Annotated in this window: 22 protein-coding genes and 1 tRNA gene; 12 read left to right on the top strand and 11 right to left on the bottom strand. The window is 59.3% G+C overall.

From position 1 onward, the window contains the following. Window positions 1–164: 164 nt before the first annotated feature. Window positions 165–1,487, bottom strand: coding sequence for an MFS transporter (locus QD336_RS06980; protein ID WP_269341474.1), 1,323 nt, complete (start codon window positions 1,485–1,487; stop codon window positions 165–167). A 306-nt stretch (window positions 1,488–1,793) separates the two neighbouring features. Here QD336_RS06980 and cyoA point away from each other — a divergent pair, with 306 nt between their 5' ends. The 9 genes from cyoA to QD336_RS07025 all read left to right on the top strand — a co-directional run bounded on the left by cyoA (window position 1,794) and on the right by QD336_RS07025 (window position 10,605). Continuing rightward, window positions 1,794–2,867 carry a ubiquinol oxidase subunit II gene (gene cyoA / locus QD336_RS06985; protein WP_269341473.1) on the top strand — a complete coding sequence of 358 codons (1,074 nt, stop codon included), beginning with the start codon at window positions 1,794–1,796 and terminating at the stop codon, window positions 2,865–2,867. A gap of 76 nt (window positions 2,868–2,943) precedes the next feature. Continuing rightward, the gene (gene cyoB, locus QD336_RS06990) at window positions 2,944–4,947 is read left to right on the top strand and encodes a cytochrome o ubiquinol oxidase subunit I (protein WP_269341472.1); all 2,004 of its coding nucleotides are present in this window, start codon (window positions 2,944–2,946) and stop codon (window positions 4,945–4,947) included. A gap of 6 nt (window positions 4,948–4,953) precedes the next feature. Then, window positions 4,954–5,580 (top strand): cytochrome o ubiquinol oxidase subunit III, encoded by a 627-nt coding sequence (gene cyoC / locus QD336_RS06995; protein WP_499169975.1) that lies wholly within the window; start codon window positions 4,954–4,956, stop codon window positions 5,578–5,580. Next, window positions 5,580–5,975, top strand: a complete 396-nt coding sequence (cyoD, locus tag QD336_RS07000; protein ID WP_499169976.1) for a cytochrome o ubiquinol oxidase subunit IV — start codon at window positions 5,580–5,582, stop codon at window positions 5,973–5,975. Before cyoC ends, cyoD begins: the two co-directional genes overlap by 1 nt. A 179-nt stretch (window positions 5,976–6,154) precedes the next feature. After that, window positions 6,155–6,916, top strand: coding sequence for an SURF1 family protein (locus tag QD336_RS07005; RefSeq protein WP_499170031.1), 762 nt, complete (start codon window positions 6,155–6,157; stop codon window positions 6,914–6,916). A gap of 114 nt (window positions 6,917–7,030) precedes the next feature. Continuing rightward, on the top strand, window positions 7,031–8,251 hold the full coding sequence (locus tag QD336_RS07010; RefSeq protein WP_499169977.1) for a phosphopentomutase: 1,221 nt from the start codon (window positions 7,031–7,033) through the stop codon (window positions 8,249–8,251). Then, window positions 8,248–9,225, top strand: a complete 978-nt coding sequence (locus QD336_RS07015) for an adenosine deaminase (RefSeq protein ID WP_499169978.1) — start codon at window positions 8,248–8,250, stop codon at window positions 9,223–9,225. Before QD336_RS07010 ends, QD336_RS07015 begins: the two co-directional genes overlap by 4 nt. A gap of 95 nt (window positions 9,226–9,320) precedes the next feature. Next, on the top strand, window positions 9,321–9,950 hold the full coding sequence (gene upp / locus QD336_RS07020) for a uracil phosphoribosyltransferase (RefSeq protein ID WP_269341467.1): 630 nt from the start codon (window positions 9,321–9,323) through the stop codon (window positions 9,948–9,950). 133 nt (window positions 9,951–10,083) lie between these two features. Then, a complete protein-coding gene (locus QD336_RS07025; protein WP_499169980.1) occupies window positions 10,084–10,605 on the top strand; it encodes a TIGR02281 family clan AA aspartic protease in 522 nt (173 codons plus the stop codon). Here QD336_RS07025 and deoA read toward each other — a convergent pair. From deoA to QD336_RS07075, 10 genes are all read right to left on the bottom strand, one after another. Next, window positions 10,598–11,914: a thymidine phosphorylase gene (deoA, locus tag QD336_RS07030; protein ID WP_499169981.1), complete on the bottom strand. Its 1,317-nt coding sequence runs from the start codon at window positions 11,912–11,914 to the stop codon at window positions 10,598–10,600. The two genes, QD336_RS07025 and deoA, sit on opposite strands and share 8 nt — an antisense overlap. Continuing rightward, on the bottom strand, window positions 11,911–12,684 hold the full coding sequence (gene deoC / locus QD336_RS07035; protein WP_269341464.1) for a deoxyribose-phosphate aldolase: 774 nt from the start codon (window positions 12,682–12,684) through the stop codon (window positions 11,911–11,913). Before deoC ends, deoA begins: the two co-directional genes overlap by 4 nt. A gap of 2 nt (window positions 12,685–12,686) precedes the next feature. Continuing rightward, window positions 12,687–13,487, bottom strand: a complete 801-nt coding sequence (locus QD336_RS07040) for a purine-nucleoside phosphorylase (RefSeq protein WP_006309954.1) — start codon at window positions 13,485–13,487, stop codon at window positions 12,687–12,689. Next, window positions 13,487–13,891 carry a cytidine deaminase gene (locus QD336_RS07045; protein WP_269341463.1) on the bottom strand — a complete coding sequence of 135 codons (405 nt, stop codon included), beginning with the start codon at window positions 13,889–13,891 and terminating at the stop codon, window positions 13,487–13,489. The genes QD336_RS07040 and QD336_RS07045 overlap by 1 nt, the downstream gene beginning before the upstream one ends. A 4-nt stretch (window positions 13,892–13,895) precedes the next feature. Then, on the bottom strand, window positions 13,896–14,867 hold the full coding sequence (locus tag QD336_RS07050) for an ABC transporter permease (RefSeq protein WP_499169984.1): 972 nt from the start codon (window positions 14,865–14,867) through the stop codon (window positions 13,896–13,898). A gap of 6 nt (window positions 14,868–14,873) precedes the next feature. Next, complete coding sequence (locus QD336_RS07055; RefSeq protein WP_269341461.1) at window positions 14,874–15,977, bottom strand: ABC transporter permease; 1,104 nt, start codon at window positions 15,975–15,977, stop codon at window positions 14,874–14,876. Between the two features lie 7 nt (window positions 15,978–15,984). Beyond that, window positions 15,985–17,490, bottom strand: a complete 1,506-nt coding sequence (locus tag QD336_RS07060; protein WP_499170032.1) for an ABC transporter ATP-binding protein — start codon at window positions 17,488–17,490, stop codon at window positions 15,985–15,987. Window positions 17,491–17,573: 83 nt separating this feature from the next. Then, window positions 17,574–18,566, bottom strand: coding sequence for a BMP family lipoprotein (locus QD336_RS07065; protein ID WP_269341460.1), 993 nt, complete (start codon window positions 18,564–18,566; stop codon window positions 17,574–17,576). Between the two features lie 213 nt (window positions 18,567–18,779). Continuing rightward, a complete protein-coding gene (msrA, locus tag QD336_RS07070) occupies window positions 18,780–19,430 on the bottom strand; it encodes a peptide-methionine (S)-S-oxide reductase MsrA (RefSeq protein WP_499169986.1) in 651 nt (216 codons plus the stop codon). Between the two features lie 68 nt (window positions 19,431–19,498). Further along, window positions 19,499–19,816, bottom strand: a complete 318-nt coding sequence (locus QD336_RS07075; protein ID WP_269341458.1) for a hypothetical protein — start codon at window positions 19,814–19,816, stop codon at window positions 19,499–19,501. Window positions 19,817–20,038: 222 nt separating this feature from the next. On the opposite strand from QD336_RS07075, the gene QD336_RS07080 reads away from it, so the two are divergent. From QD336_RS07080 to QD336_RS07090, 3 genes are all read left to right on the top strand, one after another. Then, window positions 20,039–20,128: transfer RNA gene (locus QD336_RS07080), tRNA-Ser, on the top strand. 116 nt (window positions 20,129–20,244) lie between these two features. Continuing rightward, window positions 20,245–21,060: an APH(3')-I family aminoglycoside O-phosphotransferase gene (locus QD336_RS07085; RefSeq protein ID WP_499169988.1), complete on the top strand. Its 816-nt coding sequence runs from the start codon at window positions 20,245–20,247 to the stop codon at window positions 21,058–21,060. An 88-nt stretch (window positions 21,061–21,148) separates the two neighbouring features. Further along, entirely contained in the window at window positions 21,149–21,316 is a 168-nt protein-coding gene (locus QD336_RS07090; protein ID WP_499169989.1) for a hypothetical protein, read from the top strand. The last annotated feature ends 93 nt before the right edge of the window (window positions 21,317–21,409 follow it).

Below are 21,409 nucleotides of genomic sequence, written 5' to 3' on the forward strand. Positions count from 1 at the left end.
CGGCGGTGAGACACACTGAATTATGTCAGTATTGCTTACATAATATTTGGTGACCGGCCGAGTCAAGATTAAAATCGGCCAGACGCAATAAAAAAACAAAAACGCCGCGAAATCCGACAGGATTCCGCGGCGCGATAGCTGCAAGGATTGTTAAATTGCCCAGATCACTCCGAGGGCATATCCAGCGTGCGGCTGAACCAGAGCGCAACCAGCGTGCAAAGCGCACCCGACATCAGGTAAATCCCGACTGCGAACAGTCCGAATTTGGACGAAAATCCGAGTGCGACCAGCGGTGCGAAACCGGCGCCGATCAACCAGGAAATATCCGAGGTGAGCGACGCGCCGGTATAGCGGTATTCCCGGCTGAAGCGGGATGCGAGCGCTCCGCCCGCCTGGCCGAAAGACAGGCCAAGTAGCGAGAAACCGATCAGCACGAACAGATAGCGGCCGATATCACCCGAACTCAGAAGAACCGGAGCAACGAGGCTGAAGAGGCCGATGAGCACCGCTGCGACAGCCAGAAGCTTTCGCCGGCCGATCCGGTCGGCCAGAATGCCCGATACCACGATCATGCCGCCGGCGATGATGGCGCTGACGAACTGCACGAACAGGAAGTCCGAAACGCGCTGGCTGGTGTTGAGGGAGACCCAGCTCAGCGGGAAGACCGTGACGAGATGGAAGAGCGCGAAGCTTGCCAGCGGCACGAAGGCACCGGTGACGACGACGGGGAACTGCGAGCGCAGCATCTTGAACATCGGGCGCGGCTCCAGCTCATGCTGTTCCAGCATGGCCTGGAATTCCGGCGTCACAATCATGCGCAGGCGGGCAAAGAGCGCCAGTACATTGAGCGCCAGCGCCACGAAGAAGGGGAAACGCCAGCCCCAGGCGAGGAATTCCGCATTGGAAAGCTGCGTGACGAAAACGATGAAGAAGGCGCTGGCGAGACCGAAACCCATGGCCGCACCGATCTGCGGCATCATGGCGTACCAGCCGCGCTGCTTCGGCGGTGCATTCATGGCGAGGAGAGAAACGAGACCGTCCCAGGCGCCGCCGAGCCCAAGGCCCTGACCGATGCGGAACACGGCCAGAAGACAGGGCGCAAGCATGCCCGCTTCCGCATAGGACGGAAGAAAGCTGATCGCCATGGTGGAACCACAGAGTGTGAAAAGCGCTGCCATCAGCTTGACGGCCCGGCCGAACCTGCGGTCGAGCTGGAGGAAGATCAGCGAGCCGATCGGCCTTGCTATAAAGGCAAGCGAGAACACCGCGAAGGAATAAAGCGTGGCCGTCAGCGGGTCGACGAAGGAAAAGAAGACATGCGGGAAAACGAGCGCGGAGGCGATGGCATAGATAAAAAAGTCAAAGAATTCAGTCATTCTTGCAAGAATGACCGCAATCGTGATGCGATCCGGATCGACGCTCGTGGGGCCAGCCCCGTTTGCCTCCGGCGCCTGCCCAAAGGATGGAGCAGCATTGGTATAACTCATAATATCCCTCCTGCGTCATGGACGAACCATTTCCTGTAACGCGCGGGCTCCTCTTCCGTTGCGTTACGATGCGACGGATTGTCACACGCACCCTACGTAACGTCAATTGAAGTTTGGCAAGAAAGGCTTGCCCAGCCGGTCGACCATGCGATAATGCAGCCGCTCCGCCTTCAAACGCAGCTCTGCCCGGTACATGGTGCATCGCGAAGGTTTCGCTGCACCGCGACAATATACCTCATTTGAAAAATGATGTTCGGCAATTATTCGCGGCATAATCCAAACTGTACGAGTTCAAAGAACGTGCGCATGATCAAAAAAATCCCGTCCGCCCTTCTGGCAATCCCGGCCCTGCTGTTGCTCAGCGGCTGCAACCTCGTCGTCATGAACCCCTCGGGCGACGTCGCCATCCAGCAGCGCGATCTTATCATCACGTCCACGGTCTTGATGCTGCTGATCATCGTCCCGGTCATCGTCCTGACGCTGTTCTTCGCCTGGAAGTACCGCGAATCTGCGAAGGCCGAAGATTACGATCCCGAGTGGCACCATTCCACACGCCTTGAAATGGTGATCTGGTCGGCTCCCGTCGCCATCATCCTGATGCTCGGCACGGTGACCTGGATTTCCACCCACCGCCTCGACCCCTACCGCCCGCTGGAGCGGATCGACGAGAACCGTCAGGTGACCGCCGATATCAAGCCGATCACGGTCGAAGTGGTGGCCATGGACTGGAAGTGGCTGTTCTTCTATCCCGAACTCGGCATCGGCAGCGTCAATGAATTCGCCGCGCCGGTCGATGTTCCGATCAATTTCAAGATCACCGGCACGACCGCGATGAACTCCTTCTTTGTTCCGGCACTTGCCGGCCAGATCTACGCCATGGGCGGCATGCAGACCAAGCTGCACGCGGTCATCAACAAGGAAGGTGTCTATGACGGCATCTCGGCCAACTTCTCCGGCCCCGGCTTCTCGCACATGCGCTTCAAGTTCCATGGCCTCAGCCAGCAGGGCTTCGAGCAATGGGTTGCCAAGGTGAAAGAAGGCGGCAAGGGCTTCGGCCGGCAGGAATATCTGGAATTCGCCAAGCCTTCCGAGCGTGAGCCGGTGCAATATTTCGCCTCGGTCGACCCGGAACTCTACAATGCCATCCTCAACCGCTGCGTGGAACCCAACAAGCTCTGCATGCGCGACATGATGCATATCGACGCCAATGGCGGCGGCGGCAAGGAAGGCATCGATATCGCCAAGGCGCTCAATTCCGTCGTCTGCACCCCGCTTGCGCCTTACGGTGTCGCCAGCGGGCCCCAATCCACTCCGGCTGCGATCAAAGGTCAGACTTTTGAACCCGCAGCGCTGCCGGAAACGAAACAAGTCGCTGGCTGACGGATACGTCCCGGCATTCTGCGGCGCGGCCAATGGCTGCGCCGATCTTACGTCTTAGAATCGCAAGAGGCTGAAAATGATCGTCAATTCCGATCAAACGTCGTTCCTGTTCGGGAAGCTGACATGGGAATCCATCCCGCTTCACGAGCCCATTCTTGTCGCCACCTTCGCGGCTGTGGCCCTGGGCGGCATCGTCGTCGTCGGCGCCCTCACCTATTTCCGCCTGTGGGGCTACCTCTGGAATGAATGGTTCACGAGCATCGATCACAAGAAGATCGGTATCATGTACATCATTCTGGCACTCGTCATGCTGTTGCGTGGCTTTGCCGACGCCATCATGATGCGCGTGCAGCAGGCGATCGCCTCCGGCGGCTCGGAAGGTTATCTTCCGCCACACCATTACGACCAGATTTTCACGGCCCATGGCGTCATCATGATCTTCTTCATGGCCATGCCGATGATCACTGGCCTCATGAACTTCGTCGTGCCGCTGCAGATCGGCGCCCGCGACGTTTCGTTCCCCTTCCTCAACAACTTCTCCTTCTGGATGACCACGGCCGGCGCCGTCATCACCATGATCTCGCTGTTCGTGGGTGAATATGCGCAGACCGGCTGGCTCGCCTATCCGCCGCTGTCCGGCATCGATGGCAGCCCGGGGGTCGGGGTGGATTATTACATCTGGGGCCTGCAGATCGCCGGTGTGGGAACGACGCTATCGGGCATCAACCTGATCGTGACGATCATCAAGATGCGCGCGCCGGGCATGACCATGATGCGCATGCCGATCTTCGTCTGGACGTCGCTGTGTTCGAACATCCTGATCGTCGCATCCTTCCCGATCCTGACTGCGACGCTCGCGCTTCTGACCCTTGACCGCTACGCTGGCACGAACTTCTTCACCAACGACCTCGGCGGTAATCCGATGATGTATGTCAACCTCATCTGGATCTGGGGTCACCCCGAAGTCTATATTCTGGTGCTGCCGGCTTTCGGTATCTTCTCCGAAATCGTCGCCACCTTCTCGGGCAAGCGTCTCTTCGGTTACGCATCGATGGTTTACGCCACCGCCGTCATCACCATCCTCTCCTACCTCGTCTGGCTGCACCACTTCTTCACCATGGGTTCGGGCGCCAACGTCAATGCCTTCTTCGGCATCACCACGATGATCATCTCGATCCCGACGGGTGCGAAGATCTTCAACTGGCTCTTCACCATGTACAAGGGCCGCATCAAGTTCGACGTGCCAATGTTGTGGACGATCGGTTTCATGATCACCTTCGTCATCGGCGGCATGACCGGCGTTCTTCTCGCCGTTCCGCCGGCGGACTTCGTACTCCACAACTCGCTATTCCTCATCGCCCACTTCCACAACGTCATCATCGGCGGCGTGGTGTTCGGTGTACTTGCGGGTATCGTCTACTGGTTCCCAAAGGCGTTCGGTTACCGCCTCGATCCGTTCTGGGGCAAGCTGTCCTTCTGGTTCTGGTTCATCGGCTTCTATTTCGCCTTCATGCCGCTTTACGTGCTCGGCCTGATGGGGATTACCCGTCGCGTCAGCCAGTTCGAGGACAATTCGCTGCAGATCTGGTTCGTGATCGCCGCCTTCGGCGCCTTCCTGATCGCGCTCGGCATCGCCGCCTTCATCATCCAGCTCATCGTCAGCTTCCTGAAGCGCGACCAGCTGCGCGACGTGACCGGCGATCCCTTTAACGGCCGCACGCTGGAATGGTCGACCTCGTCGCCGCCGCCGCAGTACAACTTCGCCTTCACGCCGGTCATTCATGACGTGGATGCCTGGCATGACATGAAGAAGCGTGGTTACAACCGTCCGCTGGAAGGCTTCATTCCGATCCACATGCCGAAGAATACCGGTGCAGGCGTCATCATCAGCGCCATCAGTGTGGTGCTCGGCTTCGCCCTGGTGTGGCACATCTGGTGGCTCGCTGCGCTCTCCTTCATCGGCGTCGTTGCGGTCTCCATCGCCCACACCTTCAACTACAATCGCGATTATTACATTCCCGCGTCCGACGTTTCGACCGTCGAGGCGGAGCGTACGAAGCTGCTCGCGAAACAGGCGTAACGGAACATGGCTCATACACCTGCACAAAGCGTCGACGGCGCTGAACCACCGGTCTTTTACCTGAAGGAAGACCACCACCCGGAAAACGGCACTTCGATCGGCTTCTGGCTCTATCTGATGAGCGACTGCCTGATCTTCGCCGTGCTTTTCGCCACCTATGCCGTTCTCGGCCGCAGCTATGCGGCCGGTCCTTCGGGCGCGGATCTGTTCGATCTCAAGCTCGTGGCCGTCAACACCGGCTTCCTGCTTCTCTCCTCCATCACATATGGCTTCGCCATGCTGGAAATGGAAAAGCAGAAGGTGAAGTCGACGCTGGTCTGGCTCGGCATCACCGGCCTCTTCGGCCTCGCCTTCCTTGCCGTCGAACTTTACGAGTTCCACCACCTGATCGAAGAAGGTGCCGGACCGCAACGTTCGGCGTTCCTGTCGTCCTTCTTCGCTCTGGTCGGCACGCACGGCCTGCACGTCACCTTCGGCACCATCTGGCTCGTCACGCTGATGGTTCAGGTGGCAAAACATGGCCTGATCGCCGCCAACAAGCGTCGCCTGATGTGCCTTTCGATGTTCTGGCACTTCCTCGACGTCATCTGGATCGGCGTCTTTTCCTTCGTTTACCTCATGGGAGTTCTTTGATGAGTTCCGAAGCACACGCACATCACGACGCGCATGGCGACGACCATCATCACCATGATGGCGCAAGCCACGGCACTTTCAAAAGCTACATGATCGGCTTCATCCTGTCGGTCATTCTGACGGCGATCCCCTTCTGGCTGGTCATGGGTGGCGTTCTTGAAAACAAGACCCTGCTCGTCATCGCCATCATGGGCCTCGGTGTCATCCAGATCTTCGTGCACATGATCTACTTCCTGCACATGGACACCAAGTCCGAAGGCGGCTGGACCTTCATGGCGCTGATCTTCACCGTCGTGGTGCTCCTGATCACGCTCTCCGGCTCGCTCTGGGTCATGTACAACATGAACAAGAACATGATGCCGCTGCACATCGAAGATGTGAAGAACCTGCCCTGAGCAGGCACAAATCAGCGGCCTGCCGGGTTTCCGGCGGGCCGCTTTCCGCGCCAACACATAACCCCATGAATCGTGGCGCGATTTATGGGGTTATTTGCTGGAGGAAGCGCATGCGGGTGCAAGAAGGCCCGCCGGAGCAGATGATCTCCCTGCCAGAGACGCTTCACAAGGACCGTGACATGAGCGAAATCGCACCCCAAAACCGGCGCATCCGCCCTGCGGCAATCGTCGTCCTGTTTTTGACCATTATCCTGACAGGCTGCCTGCTGGCGCTTGGAACATGGCAGGTGCAGCGCCTTTTCTGGAAGCTCGACCTGATCGAGCGCGTTGACGCCCGCGCCCATTCCGAGCCCGTCAATGCGCCTGCCGCCAGCGAATGGCCGGCCCTCGGCAATACCTCGGATTACGAATATCGTCGTGTGAAACTGGCCGGAACCCTCCTCAACGACAGGGAAGTTCAAGTCTACACGGTCACCGATCTCGGCCCGGGTTACTGGGTCATGACCCCGCTTCGGCGCGACGATGGTTCAAGCATCATCGTCAATCGCGGCTTCGTGCCCTCCGACCGCCGCGATCCGTCCTCGCGCCGGCAAGGTGAACCGACCGGAAACGTCGAGATTGTCGGACTGATGCGCGCGCCGGAAACCGGCGGGCTTTTCCTTAGAACCAACGATCCGGCAAATGGCCGCTGGTATTCCCGCAATATTCCTGAGATCACGCAGGCATCCGGGCTTTCCGACGTTGCGCCCTTTTATGTCGATGCGGATGCGACACCCAATCCGGGTGGCCTGCCGGTTGGCGGTAAAACCATGCTCACCTTCCCCAACAACCACCTCTCCTATGCCGTGACATGGTATATTCTGGCAGCCATGGTGGTAGCAGCCGGCTGGTATGTCCTGCGCAATCTCAATGCGCCGAAATCGAAACGGGATGCTGATTGAACCGCTGGTTTTACCGGATGGTTCATAAAAGCACTTCCTTCTTCACGTTTTGCTGATCTATAACGACAGTTCGGCCTGACATTGCCCGTCGGCGCAATTTTGTTTCGGTGAGTTATGGCAAGAGCATTTCTTCTCGTTCTGGATTCCTTCGGCGTCGGCGGCGCGCCTGATGCGGAGCGTTATGGCGACCTTGGTGCTAATACGCTCGGTCACATCGCGGAATTCTGCGCCGCAGGTGCGGCGGATAGAGCCGGGCTTCGGGCCGGCCCGCTGAAGCTGCCGAACATGTGTTCGCTAGGCCTCCTGGAGATCGCAAGGCAGGCAAGCGGCGACATTCCCGCCAGTATGGAGCCGCCGGAGCGGATTTTCGGCCTGCACGGCTCAGCCAGCGAGGTTTCAAAAGGCAAGGACACGCCGTCCGGCCATTGGGAGATCGCCGGAACGCCAGTGATATTCGACTGGGGTTATTTCCCGACGGAGGGCGACGCCTTTTCCCCGGAGCTGGTTGAAGCCATCTGCAAGGAGGCCGATATTCCTGGCATCCTCGGCAATTGCCATGCTTCCGGCACCGAGATCATCGCGGCGCTCGGTGAAGAACATATCAGGACCGGCAAACCGATCTGCTACACCTCTTCCGATTCCGTGTTCCAGATTGCCGCGCATGAAACCCATTTCGGCCTCGCACGGCTTATCTCGCTCTGCGAGACTGTGCGGAAGCTGCTCGATCCGCTGAATATCGGCCGTGTGATCGCCCGCCCCTTCATCGGTGAGACAGTCGCGACCTTCGAACGCACCGGCAACCGCCGTGATTTCTCCGTCCTGCCGCCCGAACCGACCCTGCTCGACCGGCTGGTGGAGGCGGGTCGCAAGGTGCATGCGATCGGCAAGATCGGCGATATCTATGCCCATCAGGGCGTCTCGCGCGTTATCAAGGCAAATGGCAACGCGGCCTTGATGGATGCGACACTGCAGGCCATCGACGAGGCACAAAACGGCGATCTCGTCTTCACCAATTTCGTCGATTTCGACATGCTTTATGGCCATCGCCGTGACGTTGCCGGGTATGCGGCCGCACTCGAGGCCTTCGATGCGCGTATTCCGGAAATCCACCGCAAGATGGCGCCTGGCGATATAGCGCTTCTCACCGCCGACCATGGTTGTGATCCCACCTGGCGGGGCACGGACCATACGCGCGAAAGGGTGCCGATCATGGCATTCGGCCCCGGCATCCGTTCCCGCGATGTCGGCATTCGTTCAAGCTACGCCGATATCGGCGAAAGCATCGCCCACCATCTTGGTATTGACGCCGGTTCACACGGCAGGAGCTTCATTTGACATCGCATTTGCTGAAAGCGGAAATTCACTGCCACCTCGAAGGTGCGGCACCGCCTGCCCTTGTTGCGAAACAGGCGGAGAAATACGGCATAGATACGAGCGGCTTTCTGCGTGACAGCCAATATGTCTGGTCGGATTTCGCCGAATTCATCCAGTGCTACGATGCGGTGGCGCAGGTGTTCAAGACGGATGAGGACTATGCGCTCCTGACAGAAACCTATCTGGCGGAACTGGCCGAGGCCAATACGATCTATAGCGAGCTGATCATCTCGCCGGATCACGGCGACCGCATCGGGCTTGGCGCAGACGCCTATCTCGCCGGCATCGCCGAGGGCATTCGCATCGCCAAGGAAAAGACCGGCATCGAAACCCGCATCATCGTCACCGGCGAGCGGCATTTCGGCCCGGAACGGGTGATAGCAGCGGCCGAATATGCGGCACGCGCCGGGCATCCGCTGGTGACCGGCTTCAACATGGCGGGCGAAGAGCGCATGGGCCGGGTTGCCGATTACGCCCGCGCCTTCGACATCGCCCGCGATGCGGGTCTTGGCCTGACGATCCATGCGGGTGAGGTTTGCGGACCGGAAAGCGTTGCCGATGCGCTTGACCTCGTCAAACCGTCACGCATCGGCCACGGCGTGCGCTCGATCGAAGATGCCGGTCTTGTTTCCCGGCTGGTCGAAACGGGAACGGTTCTCGAAGTCTGCCCCGGCTCGAATATCGCGCTCAGTGTCTATCCCGATTTCGCCAGCCACCCGCTGAAAGCCCTGAGCGATGCCGGGGTGCGCGTCTGCATCAGTTCCGACGACCCGCCGTTCTTCTTCACCTCGCTTGCGCGGGAATATGCACTGGCTGCGGACGCCTTCGGTTTCAGCGATGCCGAGATCAACCACATGACCCGCACCGCGCTGGAATGCGCCTTCGTGGACGAGGCAACGCGCCAGCGACTGCTGGCAAGACTGGACCACGCCTGAGACGGCTGTTGGCAGGGTAAAACCGTGAAGAAGACTTGCGAAAAGTGCGCTTTCGGTGAATGACAAGGGCAGAAGATAAAAGGAAGGCCAGTTTCATGGACGGCGTCACAGTCATCGAACATCCGCTGGTGCGGCACAAACTCACCATCATGCGCAAGAAGGAAACTTCCACGGCCGGCTTCCGCCGCCTGCTCAGGGAAATTTCGACGCTGCTTTGCTATGAGGTGACGCGCGATCTTGAAATGACGATGGAAACCATCGACACGCCGCTTGAGACCATTCAGGCACCGGTTCTGGAAGGCAAGAAGCTGGTTTTCGCCTCCATCCTGCGCGCCGGCAACGGCCTGCTGGAAGGCATGCTCGAACTCGTGCCTTCGGCGCGCGTGTCCCATATCGGCGTCTATCGCGACCACGATACGCTGGAGGCCGTCGAATATTATTTCAAGGCGCCGGAAAGCCTCGATGCCCGTCTCATCATCGTGGTGGATCCGATGCTGGCGACCGGCAATTCCTCCATCGCCGCCGTCGAAAAGCTGAAGGAGCGCGGTGCGAAGAACATCCGCTTCCTGTGTCTGCTCGCCGCACCCGAGGGCATCAAGAATTTCCGTGAAGCGCACCCCGATGTGCCGATCTACACGGCTGCGATCGACAGCCACCTGAATGAAAAAGGCTATATCGTTCCCGGTCTCGGTGATGCCGGTGACCGCATGTACGGCACCAAGTAACGCCATTCATCATTGCTTAACCGTTTGAGCCATTCGCCGCAGGCAACGCGGCGGATGGCTTTTTCTTTTAAGGTTTCAGCATGTTTTGCGCCTATGCTGCGCATGGATAACCTTGTCCTTGGGGAGCAATCACTTGCTGGCGCGTGCGACTTTTCTGCTTGTCGGTCTTTCGGTCGGCGTCACGCAATTTCCGGCGCTGATGGAAAAATTTCAGCCGCGTCCGGAAACCGGCGCGGCAAAATCCGGCGCAACCGTCGAAGTTGCCAAGCCCCAGCCGGTTTCGCTGGGCAGTGTCAGCCTGAAAGCGGATGCGCGCGGTCACTTCAATGCCACCTTCCGTATCAACGGCAAATCCTTCGACGGGCTTGTCGATACCGGTGCCTCGACGGTGGCGATCAACGAAACGATTGCGCGCCGGCTTGGTTACGGCGTCAACAGCCTCGATTTCAAATATGCCATCTCGACAGCCAATGGGCAGACCCAGGCGGCCCTTGTAAAACTCGACCGGGTGGAAATCGGCGCGATCCGCGTTCAGAATGTCGATGCCATGGTGCTGAAGGACAATGCGCTGAGCAAGATGCTGATTGGCATGAGTTTTCTGAAGCAACTATCGTCGTTCAAGGTGTCTGGCGGCGAAATGCGGCTGGTCAGATAATCCGCTCAAGAATGGGGGCCGCGATTTCCGGGGCGTTGTCCGCAATCCCGTAACAGCCCTCTATTCTCTTGATCGCACGTTCCGCGTCTTCGCTGGAAGCTGCATAAACGATGGCGATCGGCTCACCCTTCTCCACCCTTACGCCAAGCGGCAGGATATCCGAAATACCGACTGCCGGATTGATGGTGTCCGACGGCTTTGTTCTGCCGCCTCCGAGTTCGACAACGACCATGCCGAGATCGCGTGTTGCGCAGGATGCAAGCCAGCCGCTTCGTATGGCAGGAACCGGGATGACGACCGGCGCAGAGGGCAGGTAACGGGATGGATTCTCGACAAAATCCGACGGGCCTCCCAGTGACGAAACCATCCGCCCAAAGACCTCCAGGGCTCGGCCTGAGGAAAGAACCGCCGACGCCAGCGCCTCGCCCTCCTCCAACGTCGCGGCTTTCCGAGCCTGCACCAGCATTTCCGCCGCGAAGGACAGAACCACCGTTTCCAGACGGGTGCCGGCCTTGCGACCGGCCAGAAACGCCAGGCAATTGACGATTTCGACGGCATTGCCCGCCGCATCGCCAAGCGGCTGGTTCATGTCGGTGATCAGCGCGCTCGTCGGCAGGCCCGCACCATTCGCCACGTCGACCAGCGCGCGGGCGAGAATGCGGGCATCCTCCAGGCTTTGCATGAAGGCGCCGTTGCCGACCTTCACGTCAAGAACCAGCGTCTCAAGCCCGGCTGCGAGCTTCTTCGAGAGAATGGAAGCGGTAATCAGCGGAATGGAATCGACCGTCGCGGTCACATCGCGAATGGCATAAAGGCGTTTGTCGGCGGGTGCGAGATCGCCCGTCTGGCCGATGATGGCGCAGCCGACCGACTGTACCGTCCGGCGAAACAGAGCCTCATCCGGCATGACATCATAACCGGGGATCGCTTCCAGCTTGTCGAGCGTGCCACCGGTATGACCGAGACCCCGACCTGAAATCATCGGCACGGCAAGACCGCAGGCGGCAACGATGGGAGCCAGCATCAGGGAGACATTATCGCCCACGCCACCGGTGGAGTGCTTGTCCGCCACCGGCCTGCCGATGTCGCGCCAGGAGAGGACATCGCCACTGTCGCGCATCGCAAGCGTCAGCGCCACCATTTCGTCGCGGTTCATGCCACGGAAGAACACCGCCATGGCAAAGGCGGCCGCCTGCCCTTCCGATATGCTGTCTTTCGACAGCGCTTCGATGAAAGCGGCAATCTCCTGTGGCGCGAGCGACAGGCCATCACGTTTGCGACGGATGATCTCCTGCGGGATCAAGCTCAATACCCGCTGGCGGCCTTGGCCGGTTCACCACCGGCCAGCACGTTCAGCACATCATCGAGAATGCCGGACGCGCCGAAACGGAAGGTAGACGGCATGGCCCAGTTGGGCGCCATGATGGTTTCCGCCAGCCTGAGATAAAGCGTGGCGTCCTCCACCGTGCCGATGCCACCGGCGGGCTTGAAGCCCACCTTCTGCCGGCTGTCGCGGATTGCCTGCAGCATGATATCGGCCGCTTCCAGCGTGGCATTGATGGCAACCTTGCCGGTCGAGGTCTTGATGAAATCGGCCCCTTCGGCGATGGCGATTTCCGAAGCGCGACGGATCAGCGCCTTGTCCTTCAGCTCACCGGTTTCGAGAATGACCTTGAGCAGCACGGGGGCTGCGCAGGCCTTGCGCACGGCCGCTACCATTTCAGCAACCGCCGATTCATCGCCAGCCATAAATTTACGGTAGGGGATGACCAGATCGATTTCGTCGGCACCGTCGCCGATCGCGGCTTCCGTTTCCGCAACCACGGTTGCGACATCGAGTTCACCCGAGGGGAAATTGACGACAGTGGCGATGCGGATCGCGTGTTCTTTTCCGAAAGCGGCACGCGCCTGCGCCACGAAACGTGGCCAGATGCAGATGGCGGCCGTGTTGCCAAACTCCGTATGCGCGCGCTGACATAGGCCAGCGATCTGCTCCGGCGTGCAGTCTTCCTTGAGATTGGTCAGGTCCAGCAAGGACAGGGTGAGGGCAGCCGCTTCGCGCGGACGCTGGAGTTCCATGGTCACGCTCCTCCTGCGATCATTTCCTTCAGAATAGCGGCAAGCCTCTTGCCACCCACGGGAGCCATGTCCTTGGTTTCTTCATGGCTCAGTTCCGCACCGGTCATGCCGGCACCGTAATTGGTAATAACCGATGCGGCGGCAACGCGCATCCCGAAAAAGCGCGCGAGGATGACTTCCGGCACGGTGGACATGCCGACGGCATCCGCACCCAGCACCCGCGCCATGCGGATTTCCGCCGGCGTTTCGAAGCTCGGGCCGGAAAACCACATATAGACGCCGCCGAACAGCGGCACCGTCGCGCGGATCGCGGCATTGCGCATCGCGAGCATCAGGTCCGGGTCATAAGCAGTCGTCATGCCAACGAAACGGCGGTCGCTTTCTTCGCCGATCAGCGGGTTCATGCCGGAATAATTGATGTGATCGGTGATCTGCATGACGGAGCCGGGGGGCATATCCTGCCTGACCGAACCCGCCGAATTGGTGAGGATGAGCGACTGCACGCCGAGACCGGCGAGCGCCTCGATGACCGCGCGCATGGCGGCCGGATCGCCCTTTTCGTAATAATGCACCCGGCCGGAAAGCATCATCACCGGCTCACCACCCAGATAACCTGCCACCAGCTCACCGGCATGGCCGGAAACGCCGCTTGCGGGAAAACCGGGAAGATCGGCATAGGGCACACGGATCGGATCGCTCACCTCCTCCACCAATGACCCCAGGCCCGAGCCGAGAACGATGGCGACACGCGGCATCAGGCCGTTCAGGCGCTCTACCAGAATATCGATCAAACCATCCGTCATCAGGGCAGCTCGGTCTTGAAGACGGAAGGCAAAAGCTCTTCCATGGTCATGACCTTCTGAACGCCGGTTTCGTCGCAAAGATAAATCTTCGTCTGCGGCGTGGCGAATTCCGCGATCTTCTGGCGGCAGCCACCGCAGGGCGAGCAGAGCGGCAGCTTTTCGGCAAAGACGGCGACTTCGCTAATCTTTTTCGCTCCGCCCATGATCATGGCGCTGATGGCGGAAGGCTCCGCGCACCAGCCCTGCGGGAAAGAGATATTCTCGATATTGGCGCCCTTGTAGATTTTTCCATCTTCGGCGCGGATCGCCGCACCGACCGGAAATTTCGAATAGGGCGCATAAGCAAAGGCCATGGCCTCCACTGCCGCCTCAAACAGGGCATGGGATTTGGGGTCGGAGGACATAGGTTTAACGCTCCTTCGCATAGGCAACGCCACCGGCCTTGGGGGGCTTGGCAACGCCGATGAAACCGGCAAGCAGGATGCAGGTCAGAATATAGGGCATGGCCTGGAATATCTGCACCGGCACCTCGCCTATGCCAGGCACGGATTTGCCCTGCATGAAATTGGCGAAGGCATCGAGAAAACCGAAGAGCAGGCAGGCGAACATGACCGGCACCGGCTTCCATTTCGCGAAGATAAGCGCTGCGAGCGCGATATAACCCTTGCCGGCGGACATGTTGGCGATGAAGGCAGCCGACTGCGCGACGGCGAGATAGGCACCGGAGAAACCGCAAAGGAAACCGGCAACGATGACGGCGCGGAAGCGCATCCACGTCACCGAGATGCCTGCCGTATCGACAGCACCCGGATTTTCACCGACGGCACGCAGGCGCAGGCCGAAACGGGTGCGGTAAAGGACCCACCAAGACAGTGGCACCGCCAGAAAGGCGAAATAGGTCAGGATATTGTTGCCGGAAATGACGTTCGCATAAAGCGGGCCGATGAAGGGCACTTCGCGCATCGCATCCGCACCGGGCAGAATGATCGGAGCAAAACGCCCTTCGCCCGGAAGCTGCGGTGTGCGGCCGCCCTGACCGAACCAGGCCTGCCCCAGAACCACCGTCAGGCCAGCGGCGATGAAATTCAGCGCCACGCCCGACACGATCTGGTTGCCGCGATTGGTGATGACCGCAAAGCCATGGATCAGCGAGAACAGGATGGAGACCGCGATACCGGCCAGCAGGCCGGCCCAGGGATTGGCGGTGATATAAGCGACGCAGGCGGAAGCGAATGCCGCCGCCAGCATCTTGCCTTCAAGACCGATATCGAACACGCCGGCGCGCTCGGAAAAAAGCCCGGCAAGCGCGGTGAAGAGCAACGGAATGGTGAGGCGGACGGTCGAGCCCAAAATGCTGACCAGCATATCGAAGAAATCCATATCAGCTCACCCCTTTGCCAGACGCTGGTAGATGCGGACGACCGCCGGCCGGTACATATATTCCAGCGCGCCGGCAAACAGGATCACCAGACCCTGGATGACCACGATCATCTCGCGGGTAATGTTAGGCATCTCGAAGGAAAGGTCTGCACCGCCCTGATAGAGAATGCCGAACAGCAACGCCGAGAAGATGATGCCGAGCGGGTGACTTCGCCCCATCAGCGACACTGCGATGCCGACAAAGCCCGCACCACCGACAAATTCCACCTGCAGGCGCGCTGAAGCGCCCATGACCGGGTTCAGCGCCATCATGCCCGCCAGACCGCCGGAAATAAGCATGGCGATGATGACAGTGCGGGCATAGGGAATGCCGGCGTATATGGCTGCGGACGGGCTGATGCCGAGTGTGCGCATCTCATAACCGAGCTTGGTGCGCCAGATCAGCACCCAGACGAGGAAACACATGACCAGCGCGATGATGAAGGACACGTTGAACGGCGCAGGCCCGAGCTTGAGGCCAAACAGCGCCATCAGCCAGTCGAGCTTCGGCAATTGGCCGCCGGGAAGGAATGTGCGCGTTTCCGGCGCCATCTTGCCTGGCACGATCAGCACGTTCACCAGGAGATAGACCATCAGCGCCGCGGCGATGAAGTTGAACATGATGGTGGTGATGACGACGTGGCTGCCGCGCTTGGCCTGAAGCCAGGCCGGAATGAAGGCCCAGGCCGCGCCGAAGAGGGCCGCGCCGATGACGGCGAAGGGCATCGTCACATACCAGGGCACATAACGATCAAGCGCCAGCGCCACCAGCGCCGCACCGAGACCACCAATATAGGCCTGGCCTTCGGAGCCGATGTTGAACAGGCCGGCATGGAAGGCCACGGCGACGGAGAGGCCGGTGAAGATGAAGCTCGTCGTATAAAACAGCGTGAAGCCGATGGCGTCACCGCGGCCGAGTGCGCCTTCGATGAGCAGGCGAAGCGCCGCCAGCGGATTTTCACCGATGGACCAGACGACGAGGCCGGAAATCAGAAAGGCGGTGACGACGTTCAGCAGCGGCAGAAGGCCGTAGCTGATCCAGTTTGGCAGGGGGGTGGAAGCGGTGCTCATTCATGCCTCATGCGGCGATGCCGGCCATCATCAGGCCCAGCGTCTGTTCTTCGGCTTCCGCCGTTTTTTCTCCAACGACACGGCCCGCGAACATGACCATGATCCGGTCCGAAAGGGAACGGATTTCATCGAGTTCGACCGAAACCAGCAAAATCGCTTTTCCGGCATCGCGCATTTCGATGATGCGGCGATGGATGAATTCGATGGCGCCGATATCCACGCCGCGGGTCGGCTGGCCGATGATCAGCATCTTCGGGTCGCGTTCGATTTCGCGGGCAACGACGATCTTCTGCTGGTTACCGCCGGAAAAATTGGCGGTCTTCAGCTGCGGGTTCGGCGGGCGGATATCGTATTTCTCGATCTTCTCGACCGCATCCTTGCGAATGGCCTCCGGGTTGAGGAAAGGTCCCCGGCCGTAACGCTCGTCATGGTGATAACCGAGGATGGAATTTTCATATTCCTCGAATTTCAGCACCAGCCCCATATGGTGACGGTCTTCCGGAATGTGGGCCAGACCAAGCTTGCGCAGGATGGCCGGATCGGGGTGGTCTACCTTCTGTCCGTCCACCCAGATTTCACCGGAATGGGGCTTGCGGATGCCTGCGATGGCTTCCAGCAGTTCCGACTGGCCGTTGCCGGCAACACCGGCAATACCGACGATTTCACCGGCACGGACATCGAGCGAAACATCATCCACCATGGTGACGCCGCGGCTGTCCTTGACGGTGAGATTGCGGATGGAGAGGAGAACCTCGCCCGGCGTCGTCTCGCCCTTTTCCACCCGAAGCAGCACACGGCGGCCGACCATCAGTTCGGCCAGTTCCTCGACGCTGGTTTCGGAGGTCTTGCGGGTCGCCACCATCTCGCCGCGGCGCATGACGGAGACGGAATCCGTAATCGCCATGATCTCGCGCAGCTTGTGGGTGATGAGGATGACGGTCTTGCCCTGCTCGCGCAGGACACCGAGAATCTTGAACAGGTGATCGGCCTCGGCCGGGGTCAGAACGCCGGTCGGCTCGTCGAGGATCAGGATTTCGGCGCCACGATACATGGCTTTCAGGATTTCGACGCGCTGCTGCAAGCCGACGGGCAATTCCTCGATCACCGCGTCGGGATCGACTTCCAGCCCGTAATCATCCTCGAGACGCTGCAACTCCTTGCGTGCCGCCGCCCGGCCCTTGGCAAGCGATGCGCCGCCTTCCGCGCCCAGCATGACATTTTCCAGCACGGTGAAATTTTCCACCAGCATGAAGTGCTGGTGTACCATGCCGATGCCTGAACTGATCGCAGCCTGACTGTCACGGATCGCGACGGGCGCGGCGTTCACGCGGATTTCACCGGCATCCGCTTGGTAAAAACCGTAGAGGATCGACATCAGGGTCGATTTTCCGGCACCGTTTTCACCGATGATGCCGTGGATCGTACCCTTGGCAACGGTCAGATTGATATTTTTATTGGCGTGAACGGCACCGAATTTCTTGTCGATGCCCACGAGCTCGATTGCAGGGTCCATACTCAAACCGAAACCTCTCCGAAGGCTGGATATGAAAAGGGCGCAAGGTGAAAAATCACCATGCGCCCCAGACACATATCATATCATTTCGGGCAGGAATTGTCCGCCATATAGTCATGAACCTTGACGGTGCCGGCAATGATGTCGGCCTTCGCCTTGTCCACGGCAGCAGTCATTTCCGGCGTGATCAGGGCCTTGTTGTTGTCGTCCAGCGCGTAGGCCACGCCGTCTTCCTTGACACCGAGAGCAACGATACCGGAGGTGAACTTGTCGTCCTTGGCATCCTTATAGGCGTTGTAGACGGCCAGATCGACGCGCTTGACCATGGAGGTCAGAACGGAACCCGGATGCAGGTGGTTCTGGTTGGAATCGACGCCGATCGAGAACTTCTTGTTGTCGGCCGCGGTCTGCAGCACGCCGATACCGGTCGCACCGGCCGCCGCGTAAATCACATCCGCACCCTGGTCGATCTGGTTCTTGGTGAGTTCACCGCCACGCACCGGATCGTTCCAGGCAGCGCCGGTGGTGCCGGTCATGTTCTGGAAGACTTCGATCTTGTCGTTGGCAGCCTTGGCGCCCTGTGCATAACCACAGGCGAACTTGCGGATCAGCGGAATGTCCATGCCGCCGATGAAGCCGACCTTGCCGGTCTTGGAAGCCATGCCCGCCAGAAGACCGACGAGGTAGGAACCTTCATGCTCCTTGTAGACGACGGAGCGGACATTCGGCAGCTCGACGACGGAATCGACGATGACGAACTTGGTGTCGGGGAATTCGGCCGCGACCTTTTCCATGGCCGAGGTCCAGGCGAAGGATACGGCAACGACCGGGTTGAAGCCCTTGCTGGCGAAGTTGCGGATGGCCTGTTCGCCCTGCGTGTCGCTGGTCGGTTCGAAGTCACGGAACTCGATGCCCGTTTCCGCCTTGAACTTTTCAGCGCCGGCCGCAGCGGCCTCGTTGAACGACTTGTCGAACTTGCCGCCCGTGCCATAGACCAGCGCCGGCTTGATATCCGCAGCAAGCGCGGAAGCCGACATTGCGGCAAGCGCAAAAAGTGTCAGAAGGGATTTTTTCATTGTGCAGCCCTGTTGTTGCAATTGATATTTTAGGGTCCTCCCGCAATCCCGTTGACCGGGAATGTCTGCGGAACCGCCAGCCGTTATCCCGGCTGTGCTTGCCTCATATCCTTGCATGGCTCAATGAAAAATTCATCCGGTTTTTTTGACCCGGTGGAAAAACTTTGATCTGGCGTTTTTTTAGCCTTTCCACCGGGGTTACCTGCAAAAAATCTAGCCTATATTGCAGCTTACGCCGGTTCCCCTGAGGCCGCAGTAGCCGCCGGGGTTCTTGGCAAGATATTGCTGATGATAGTCCTCGGCATAATAAAATGTTTCCAGCGGGCCGATTTCGGTGGTAATGGCGCGATCATGGCCGGCCTCGTCCAGAGCCTGCTGAAAAGCATCATGCACCTTCTGCGCCTGCTGCAACTGGCCTTCCGTCGTCGCATAGATGGCGGAACGATAGGTCGTGCCGACATCGTTGCCCTGCCGCATCCCCTGGGTCGGATCGTGCTCCTCGAAGAATATTTTGAGCAGGCCCGACAGCGAGATCACGGCCGGATCGTAGACCACCTTCACCACTTCGGCGTGACCCGTCTGGCCGGTCGTCGTTTCCTGATAGGTCGGGTTGCGGGTGAAGCCGCCGGCATATCCGACCGCCGTTACCCACACGCCCGGCGTTTTCCAGAACAGCCGCTCCGCGCCCCAGAAGCAGCCCATGCCGAGATAGATGATTTCCAGACCGTCCGGATAAGGACCCTTCAAAGGCCGGCCATTCACGAAATGGTTTTCCGGCACCGCAAGCGCCTCTTCACGGCCGGGCAAGGCCGTTTCTTCGGTCGGCATCGTCGTCTTTTTTGAAAGCGTATCGAACAGGAACATTCGGTCCTCCGTGCGGCCGGTTCCGCCGCGTCTTAAGGGTTCACATCCGCGCGGCGCGCTTCCCCCTGTCAGACTGCTGAACGCCTCAGCACTTTGCGCTTCCTGTAGCCAGCCATCCAGCAAAGCAGGGATAGGGCCAGGAAAAAGACAAATGCGGGCAGTCCCGACAGGGCATTTTCAACGAAGCGCCACGCTTCAGGGTGAATATAGTGAGCCATGGCCGCTTCCACCATGGTGCGCGAGGCAGGAAGAAGATAGTTCCAGACCCACAGGATGCCGGTGATGTTCACCGAGGATGTGGAAACCGAGCGGATCGAATCGAGCACGCCGAGAAAAATCGCCGCAATGAGGAGAAGAAAGCTCAAAAACCGCAAAAAAGCTTTCATTTGGCACACCTCGGCTACGGCCCATCATTTCGACAGCCACGTTTTGAAACATATATTGCATCGATAAAGCCGGGAAAACCGCTTTGCAACCGCGTCGAAACGCAGGAAATTGCCGACATTTCAAAAAACTGTCAGATTCGTGTTGATCCCTGCGAATTCATCGGTATATATCGCGCCGTTCCAGTGATTTGCATTTCTTCAAAACATGCAGATTTGAAAAAAGGACAGGTGGCCGAGTGGTTTAAGGCGCACGCCTGGAACGCGTGTGTGCGTGAAAGCGTACCGTGGGTTCGAATCCCACCCTGTCCGCCATTCACCACAGATAATCAGACACCAGCAGCAACGCGACGCCAGCCTCGGCCGGCTCCTCCCCCTTTGCAGATTTTTCGTCCTTCGCTATCAAGTGATGCCAGCGAAGGGAAAGCCAGTTGATGGATATGGATCGCGAAGAGCACTCTGCGGCAATAGTGGTGCCGGCAGGCGCATCTGTCGAGTTGAGAGGGTACGAGTGGTCGCGGAACAATGTCGGCCAGTCCGGCGCAGCCGTCTATCGGCTCTACGGCAAGCCGGGAGCTCCCGATCTTTTCCTGAAACACGGCCGCGGCACCGTCACTGATGATCTGATTGACGAGATGACCCGGCTGCGCTGGTTGGCGAAGCACATTCCGGTGCCGGCAATCCAGCATTTTGTCGTCACCCCTGACGAAGCATGGCTGCTGACGACCGCACTGCCCGGAAAAACGGCCTACGAGGCTCTGAAAGAACGGCCCGAAGACAACATGGCCATTGTCGATGCGCTTTCAGACTTTCTCCAGAGCCTCCATGCGGTTCCCATTCATGATTGTCCGTTCAATAGCGATCATGCCTACAGGCTCGGCCTCGCGCGAAAGAGAATCGATTCAGGCTTGGTGGAGGAAGACGATTTTGATGCCGAGCGAGAGGGCTGGACGGCCGAGCAGGTCTGGCAGGCCATGCACGACCTGCTACCCTTGGCCTCCGATCCGGTCGTGACCCATGGCGACTTTTCGCTCGACAATCTCCTGATGGTGGATGGCAAGGTTATCGGCTGCATCGACACGGGACGTGTTGGTATTGCGGATCGGTATCAGGACATTGCCATAGCCTGGAACTGCCTCGAAGAGTTCGGGGGTGATCTTCAGCGCAGGTTTCTCGCGCGATATGGGGTGCCGAACCCCGATCAGGCCAAGCTGCAATTCCACCTGATGCTCGACGAGCTTTTCTGAATGGGGATGCAGCCGTGAAGATTGCAAAATCCAATGGCATCGAACTCGCCTGGGACAGTTGCTCGTCATCCATGGAACCGACAATCCTTTGATCCCGCCAGCCTGCGGTCAGGATACGGCGCTTTCGATCCCGAACGCGATTTATCTGCCAATCGATGGCATGGGACATGATCTGCCACGCGAGCCCGACCAGACGGTGATCGACGCCATAATCAATGTGGCGAAGCAGGCCCTTCCCGGGCCAAAGCCGCTCTGAGACCGAATTTGCCGCTCTTGCTGCGCCGCATGGGATGACGCTGCAACGTAATGCCGAAGTCGCGTTTTTCCATTTCGGCAGGCGTGGATGGCT

Source organism: Rhizobium sp. BR 250 (assembly GCF_047445855.1).
Taxonomy (GTDB): domain Bacteria; phylum Pseudomonadota; class Alphaproteobacteria; order Rhizobiales; family Rhizobiaceae; genus Agrobacterium; species Agrobacterium tumefaciens_I.